The sequence below is a fragment of the Shewanella sp. 125m-1 genome, from assembly GCF_052977065.1.
Map to the genome: position 1 here is coordinate 1 of NZ_JBRILT010000081.1, position 7,198 is coordinate 7,198.

Genomic DNA, 7,198 nt, shown 5'->3' on the forward strand with positions numbered 1-7,198 from the left:
CATGACACCAACAGCGGCCGAAATGGCTGCGTAAATACGCATCCCCTGTTGGTGTACAGTTTTAGTTGACCACATCAAAGCCCCTTCACTTACGCAGGGGCTTTAAGCTCCTCCTTAAAAGGCGCTTCCTCCATGGTCGTTACGCCTGACGGTAAATCACTCTCTGTGATCTCAATAATGGCCGAACGATTCATGGTGATTTTATAGCGTGCATATTGTGGCACCTGTTTACCATCTCGCAGAGCCAAGATCAGGTTTACTTGATAACGACGCTCAACGGATTCATTACTGATCTTTCCATCTTGCTCTTTATAGATCCTATCCTTACCACGCTCTAAGTTGCGGGCAAAAGGTGCAAAACTAAAGTTCACTTGCTCCTGAATAGTCGAGTATCCTGCTAAGAAGTCTTTCTGCGAAACCCGGGTATGGATGCCGTAGTGAAGAATCTCGGCATCGATTTTGTTTTGGCTATGTCGTTGAGTCAGGATCTGCGACACCATATCTGGCAGTTCTTTTTTACGCATAAACTCAAGCCAAACAAGTTGCCTAGCGACAATACTTTTACTGGTGGTATCACTTAGGAGCCGGCTCCAACGTGGTCGGCCTTTTTGGATAGCTCGCCACATGGCGTTACGAATATCGTCTTTAAAGATTTCACGAAAACCGTAAATCACCGCCAGCGTCAGCACTAAGGCGATGGTTAATCCGCTAAAGAAGCCTTGAGCTTTAATAATCAAGGCTGACACCACAAGCATCACCATGCCCGTGGCGATACCCGTGGTCATTTTCTTAAGCCCGACACCTAAGGTTTTTAAATCTTCTTTAAGGACGACACCTTGTTGTATAAGGCGTCTTAATAGCAGCATCTTATTGGCGATACGGTTTGGGTCTTTAACTGTTTGCGACGAGTTATAGCTACGCTCTTGACGATAAAGCGCCTCAGCGCGACAAAGTGCCACGACTCTATCGTTAATTTCATTAAAATCACTGGTTCTGGGCGCATGAGCGAGCAATTTTAGTAAGCGTTGCTCACATAACCAGGAAAGATAGTTATCGGCGTTTTCAAAGTAGGACTTCCACTTTTCATCACTGGGCTCATTACGTCTAAAACGCTTAAGCAAGCTCGTCACTTGTTCACTTAACTCATCGAGTGAACTATAAAACTTTTCAAAATCTTCAGTCTGAGCTAACTCTTTACTGTCGGTCTCAATGGCGACGGCAAACTGGTAGGCAAACAAGTTCAAGTAGAGCCTAAACTCCTCGACTGTACGTTTCTTTTGGCTGGCAAAGCGGCTTTGCACTAACGGCAGGTGCAGGCCGGAAGAATAATAGGAGCGACGACCAATTATCGAGGAGTGGAAATACTCCTCTTCATTTAGGCTTTGGGGATTAATCCCCATCTCTTTCGGAAGGAAAAAATACAGGTCCAGCCGGCGGCTATCACCCACCTCCATCTGGTGAAGAAATTTAATCGACAGTGCTTCTTCCTGTTTTATTCTGACTTTAGACACATACACCTTTTATATAACGAAGAAAATGACGCGGTACTGACAATATTGAACTTTCTGGTATGGGGAACGCAACTCGCATCGACACGATAGTGTTAACGCTATCACAATTAACAATGACCTGTAATCGTATTAGAAATCATGCTCAATAAGTAACATAGACCTTGTTAAGTCTAACCGATATTGACACTTGTTGTGATTAAGCTTAGCTATTAAGCTTTTTTATTAAAATTAGCCATTAAGATTGCTCGCTAAGATTGCTCACTAAAATTTCCACTCCTGCTTGGAAACTCTTATTTCCCCTCCAGACTAGCAAGTCTTATTGGCAACTCTTTTAGCAATGCAGCTTAGGGATAGCTCTCTTTAGACGCGCCGCAAGACAAACCTCACCTAAAAAGAGAGTGATTAATCCAGTTTACAAGCCCATAGATGATTACCAGGATTGATTTGAATCGTCACGACTCCAGCCGCTTTATTCATCTCTAGCACCCTTATTTGAAAGGGTTTACTTTGCTCATCAACAAGGTGTTCTTGTGCTTGCGTTATCGCCGCTTGTAATGACTCACTATAATCAGTTTGCAATAAGCCTCGTAAATACTGACCCTGTGCCAATTCAACTTCATAGGTAAGAATAGGCGCCTTAATGGGGGTAACCGTCCCGTTCGCCATAACTTTATGGGTTAACTTATCCCCCTTGAAGAAGCTTAACGCTATATCAATACCCTTTTGAGTGTTAGTCATTTCGAGTCGTTGAGTCGCTTCAAAACCGGTGCCAACACGGTAGGAACCCGAGGTACAAGACAGGCTTGAATTATCATCAGGCTCAATGGCGTGATCAAGTAGCAGACATAAACCAAAGATAAAGGTTAATGTTGCTAGAATTGGCGTAGTTTTGAAGCCTGAAAATGGCCCGCAATTTAATCCTTTACTCACAGAACCCAACCTCTTTTAGCCATGCTTCATCAATAAAGCGCCAATCATTAGCCACATTATTCACTTTTAAATTATTACAAGCCTGGCCGTCATCGGCTAAATTATTCATCAAGAACTCAAGTCGACTGCCATCACTCGACGGCGCAATATAAACCCGTTGCCACTTCAGCTTGTCACAGCTCGCCAACTGCTGCGACAACTCCTTAACTCTACTGTGAAAATTGTCTTTATCTTTATCGCTTGTATATATAGGTACGAGTATCGACTCGGTTCCTGCAATTTTTATTCTATCGGGTATCGACAAGCTAATATCCGATGTTGTTTGCAGATTAGTCGCTAAGAAAATGATCAGTAAGATCCCAAGAATGATGCAAAGCACATAGTTTTTAATTGAAATAGAATTGAGAGTGCAGTTAAACATCGGCTTTTCTTGTGCCTTAACATGCAATAGATAACCCTGCTTATTAATCGCTTCAATCCAGCTAGCATGTTCTGCACCAAGAAAACGTTTAATGTTTTGTACCGCGGTAGCAATGTCGTGATGGGTCACTACTGTAGGCAAGCATTCTTCGCACATAAACTCAGTAGATACAACTTGGCCTCTTGATGACATCAATTGATGTAATACCAAAAACTCAATGTTGGATAACTTGAACCCGGGCGCTGACTTTAAGCGGCTATGAACCAACTCTTGCAGTGTGAGATCAAATCGGTATGGACCTATATACACGTTAACGACTCTTACCTAATAATTGTATCCAGTTTACTGTGAATCCTCGGCGGAGTCCGTGATTAAATAACGCTAAAGCAGAGCTGATGCTGCTTTCGTGAGTTCTAGCACATAAAAATTATCGATATTTAACAAATGCAAGTAACAGCCTGTTACGTTAGTAAGTCGAAGGTTGCAATGACTGATATTTTAAATAAAATGCTGCGCAAAACATCACCAACAAAAAACAAAAAAGGTACCGGATAGGTACCTTTATTGACAAATATTTACAGTTACTAAGCAGTAGTACTCATTTAAAGCATCGAGTTCAGTTGCTTGTCAACGCCTTTAAAAGGCATATAACAGAGTCATGTTTGTCTCAGTATCTGTACTTTCTTTATCATCTAACGGCTTATCGTTATAACGTACGATAACGGCAAATTTCATTGCCAAGGCACCGATAATATTAGCTGTAATAGCAGTTTCAGAACGACCTTCTAAGCTATCGCCATAATCAGCAACAAATAACTGGGTGAACTTAGAGCTTTCGCTAATATCATAAGTGAAGTTAACCGCACCATGGGCAATAACACTGTCTTCATTATCAAAACCTAATAATGCAGACTGTTCTTCGTCGAGCTTCTTAAAAATATAACCAGGACCGATTTCGGCACTGAGGAACATGTCGCTGCTATCGATGAACTTATGACCATAACCCGCCGAAGCGACAGCTTTATAATCGTAACCCGTAAATGGGTCAACTTCGTAGTTAGCAGTGATGTACATGTAGTTCTTTTCATCGAACTTGTAGTCTCCCTGAATACCGCCATAGTAACGCTCAGCGGTAACATCACCCGTATCTTCCTTGTACAACCCTTCGAACAGATACTGGTTTTCCCAGTTACCCAGCTCTTGAAGCATGTTCAAGCGACCTTTCACTGAAGACGTTTCAGTGTTACCCGTGGTTAAAGTCGCACCCAGCTCAGCTTCACCTGCGAAAGTCTTATCGCCTTCTACAAAGTCAGCACCTGCGTGCGCAGCAAAAGGAGCAGCCATTACCACTGCCAAAGCTGTAAGCATTTTTTTCATATTATTAGTACTCCGTTTACCATATTCCCTAAAAATCGGCGCAATATTAACATTTTGTTCTAACAATTGAAAACGGGTAGTACACCATTCACCTAATAGCAAACTGAATATTTCTAACCATAGACTTAGCTGTTTAGATAGCGACTTAGATAGTGGGCTTAAATAGTTGGCTTAGTTGTACATTTCAGGCAAAAAAATACCTGCACATTGGCAGGTATTTTTAATCGAATTTATTCGTTAATGCTTACTTGATTTGTGGATCAAGTTCGCCAGACTGGTAAGCTTTATACATAGCTTGAAGTGACTTAGGCTTGATCTTAGAGGCCATTCCAGCACAACCAAAGGCTTCGTAACGTGTAGTACAGATATCAGCCATCGCTTCCATTGACGCCTTCAAGAATTTACGTGGATCAAATTCAGTAGGGTTCTCAGCAAGGAACTTACGTACTGCGCCAGTCGATGCTAAACGCAAGTCAGTATCGATGTTAACCTTACGCACACCGTGCTTAATGCCTTCGACGATCTCTTCTAGTGGTACGCCGTAAGTTTCAGGGATAGCACCACCATACTGGTTGATGATCTCTAGCCACTCTTGCGGTACTGAAGATGAACCGTGCATAACAAGGTGAGTGTTTGGAATACGTGCATGGATCTCTTTGATGCGATCGATTCGCAGTACATCACCGGTAGGCTTACGGCTAAACTTGTAAGCACCATGGCTTGTACCAATTGCAATCGCAAGTGCATCAACATGAGTGTCAGCAACAAAGCGCGCCGCTTCCTCTGGTGTTGTTAGCATCTGATCCATAGTCAGGATCCCAGCAGCGCCAATCCCATCTTCTTCGCCAGCTTCACCAGTTTCTAGGCTACCTAAACAACCGATTTCACCTTCTACTGACACACCACATGCGTGAGCAAAGGCCACTGTACGGCGAGTTACGTCAACGTTGTACTCGTATGATGCTGGCGTCTTACCATCAGCCATCAAAGAGCCGTCCATCATCACTGAAGACATACCTAACTGGATAGAACGCTGACAGATATCAGGGTCGGTACCATGGTCTTGGTGAATACATACAGGGATATCTGGATACTGCTCAAGTGCAGCAGCCATTAGGTACTTAAGGAACTGTGGACGAGCATACTTACGTGCACCAGCTGATGCCTGAACGATGACAGGGCTATCAGTTGCTTCAGCAGCTTGCATAATTGCACGCATCTGCTCAAGGTTATTCACGTTAAATGCAGGTACACCATAATCGTGTTCTGCTGCGTGATCTAACATTTGACGTAGGGAAATTAAGGCCATTTTTTACTCCAATAATAGGGTGAGTTGCCTCACCGAGGTCGCTATCGTTTGGATGGATTTTTATGCTCTAACGTTGCCAGTACCAAACCGACTAACATTAAAACGGTTACTGTTATTTATTATTTTTATATCAGTTGCTGTATCGGATTTTTAAACTGCTTGGATACACAACGTTTATCACTGTTTTATTGGCGGCTAGTGTAACTCCGACAAATGTCGATTTAAAGCCCGCCAACAAACAGTTTGGTAATTTTTTTGTTGCTTGGTCTAGATGAGTATCAAATCGTAACGATTACTCGCCTCGACTCTCAAGCATTGCCACAGCAGGAAGCTCTTTTCCTTCTAAAAATTCAAGGAATGCACCGCCACCCGTTGAAATGTAAGATACTTTATCTGCGATACCATACTTATCAACCGCCGCTAATGTGTCACCGCCACCAGCAATAGAGAAAGCATTAGATTCAGCAATCGCCTGTGCAATACGCTTAGTGCCTTCACCGAACTGATCAAACTCAAATACACCAACCGGGCCGTTCCAAACAACTGTACCGGCATTTTTGATGATTTCAGCAAGTGCTTCAGCGCTGTCTGGGCCGATATCGAAAATCATATCAGTGTCTGAAACATCGCTTACATCTTTCAGTGTTGCTGTCGCTGTAGGGCTAAACTCGCTTGCTACAACTACATCTGTAGGTACAGGAATATCGCCACCACGGCTTTGGGCATTAGCCACTAAACGCTTAGCTTCTTCAATCAAGTCTGCTTCATAAAGTGACTTACCGACTTGATGACCCGCAGCAGCAACGAAAGTGTTAGCAATACCGCCACCAACAACAAGTTGGTCAACTTTTGTCGATAGGCTTTCAAGTACAGTCAGTTTTGTTGACACTTTTGAGCCACCAACAATGGCCACCATTGGGCGTGCAGGGTTATCAAGCGCCTTGCCTAAAGCTTCTAGCTCACCGGCTAACAATGGGCCAGCACAGGCGATTGGTGCGTGTAGACCAACACCATGAGTCGATGCTTGTGCGCGGTGCGCAGTACCAAATGCATCCATCACGTACACGTCACAAAGTGCCGCCATCTTCTTAGATAGCGCCTCATCGTTCTTCTTCTCACCGACGTTAAAACGCACGTTTTCAAATACAACCACTTCACCAACCGCAACTTCGATACCGTCTAGGTATTCGCTAGCAAGACGCACAGGGCAATCTAGCGCCTTTGTCAGGTAATCAACCACAGGTTGCATTGAGAACTCAGCGTTGAACTCGCCTTCAGTTGGACGGCCTAGGTGAGACATCACCATTACCGCGGCGCCTTTTTCAAGGGCTAGCTTAATCGTTGGCAATGATGCACGCAGACGGGCATCACTTGTCACTACGCCATTGCTTACTGGTACGTTAAGATCTTCACGAATAAGCACACGCTTACCTTGAAGGTCCAGATCTTTCATATTAAGAATCGCCATTTTCATGCTTCCTTACTATCTAAGTTAAAATTAAAGTTAAAAAATTTAAGTTGAGCAAAAATTCAATAAAACGGTATCGATAGACCGCCGGGACACAACACCAACGTTCTAGGTTCTAGGTTCTAGGTTCTAGGTTCTAGGTTCTAGGTTCTAGGTTCTAGGTTCTAGGTTCTAGGTTCTAG

General features: G+C 43.4%; 6 protein-coding genes. All 6 read right to left on the reverse strand.

Annotation, left to right across the window (positions count from 1 at the left end; genetic code table 11):
- Positions 1 to 89: 89 nt before the first annotated feature.
- Positions 90 to 1,511: a hypothetical protein gene (locus tag ACVBIK_RS20435; RefSeq protein WP_447160202.1), complete on the reverse strand. Its 1,422-nt coding sequence runs from the start codon at positions 1,509 to 1,511 to the stop codon at positions 90 to 92.
- Positions 1,512 to 1,913: 402 nt separating this feature from the next.
- Positions 1,914 to 2,441 carry a hypothetical protein gene (locus ACVBIK_RS20440; protein ID WP_447160201.1) on the reverse strand — a complete coding sequence of 176 codons (528 nt, stop codon included), beginning with the start codon at positions 2,439 to 2,441 and terminating at the stop codon, positions 1,914 to 1,916.
- On the reverse strand, positions 2,434 to 3,171 hold the full coding sequence (locus tag ACVBIK_RS20445) for a winged helix-turn-helix domain-containing protein (RefSeq protein ID WP_447170401.1): 738 nt from the start codon (positions 3,169 to 3,171) through the stop codon (positions 2,434 to 2,436). The genes ACVBIK_RS20440 and ACVBIK_RS20445 overlap by 8 nt, the downstream gene beginning before the upstream one ends.
- Before the next feature lie 327 nt (positions 3,172 to 3,498).
- Positions 3,499 to 4,239 carry a DUF481 domain-containing protein gene (locus ACVBIK_RS20450; protein ID WP_447160199.1) on the reverse strand — a complete coding sequence of 247 codons (741 nt, stop codon included), beginning with the start codon at positions 4,237 to 4,239 and terminating at the stop codon, positions 3,499 to 3,501.
- A gap of 244 nt (positions 4,240 to 4,483) precedes the next feature.
- Complete coding sequence (gene fba, locus ACVBIK_RS20455) at positions 4,484 to 5,548, reverse strand: class II fructose-bisphosphate aldolase (protein WP_447160198.1); 1,065 nt, start codon at positions 5,546 to 5,548, stop codon at positions 4,484 to 4,486.
- Between the two features lie 292 nt (positions 5,549 to 5,840).
- Positions 5,841 to 7,016 (reverse strand): phosphoglycerate kinase, encoded by a 1,176-nt coding sequence (locus ACVBIK_RS20460; protein ID WP_447170402.1) that lies wholly within the window; start codon positions 7,014 to 7,016, stop codon positions 5,841 to 5,843.
- Between the last annotated feature and the right edge of the window lie 182 nt (positions 7,017 to 7,198).

Coding starts and splice junctions, on each gene's coding strand:
- ACVBIK_RS20450 (WP_447160199.1), bottom strand. CDS start 4,239: ATGAAAAAAATGCTTACAGCTTTGGCAGTGGTAATGGCTGCTCCTTTT.
- fba (WP_447160198.1), bottom strand. CDS start 5,548: ATGGCCTTAATTTCCCTACGTCAAATGTTAGATCACGCAGCAGAACAC.
- ACVBIK_RS20460 (WP_447170402.1), bottom strand. CDS start 7,016: ATGGCGATTCTTAATATGAAAGATCTGGACCTTCAAGGTAAGCGTGTG.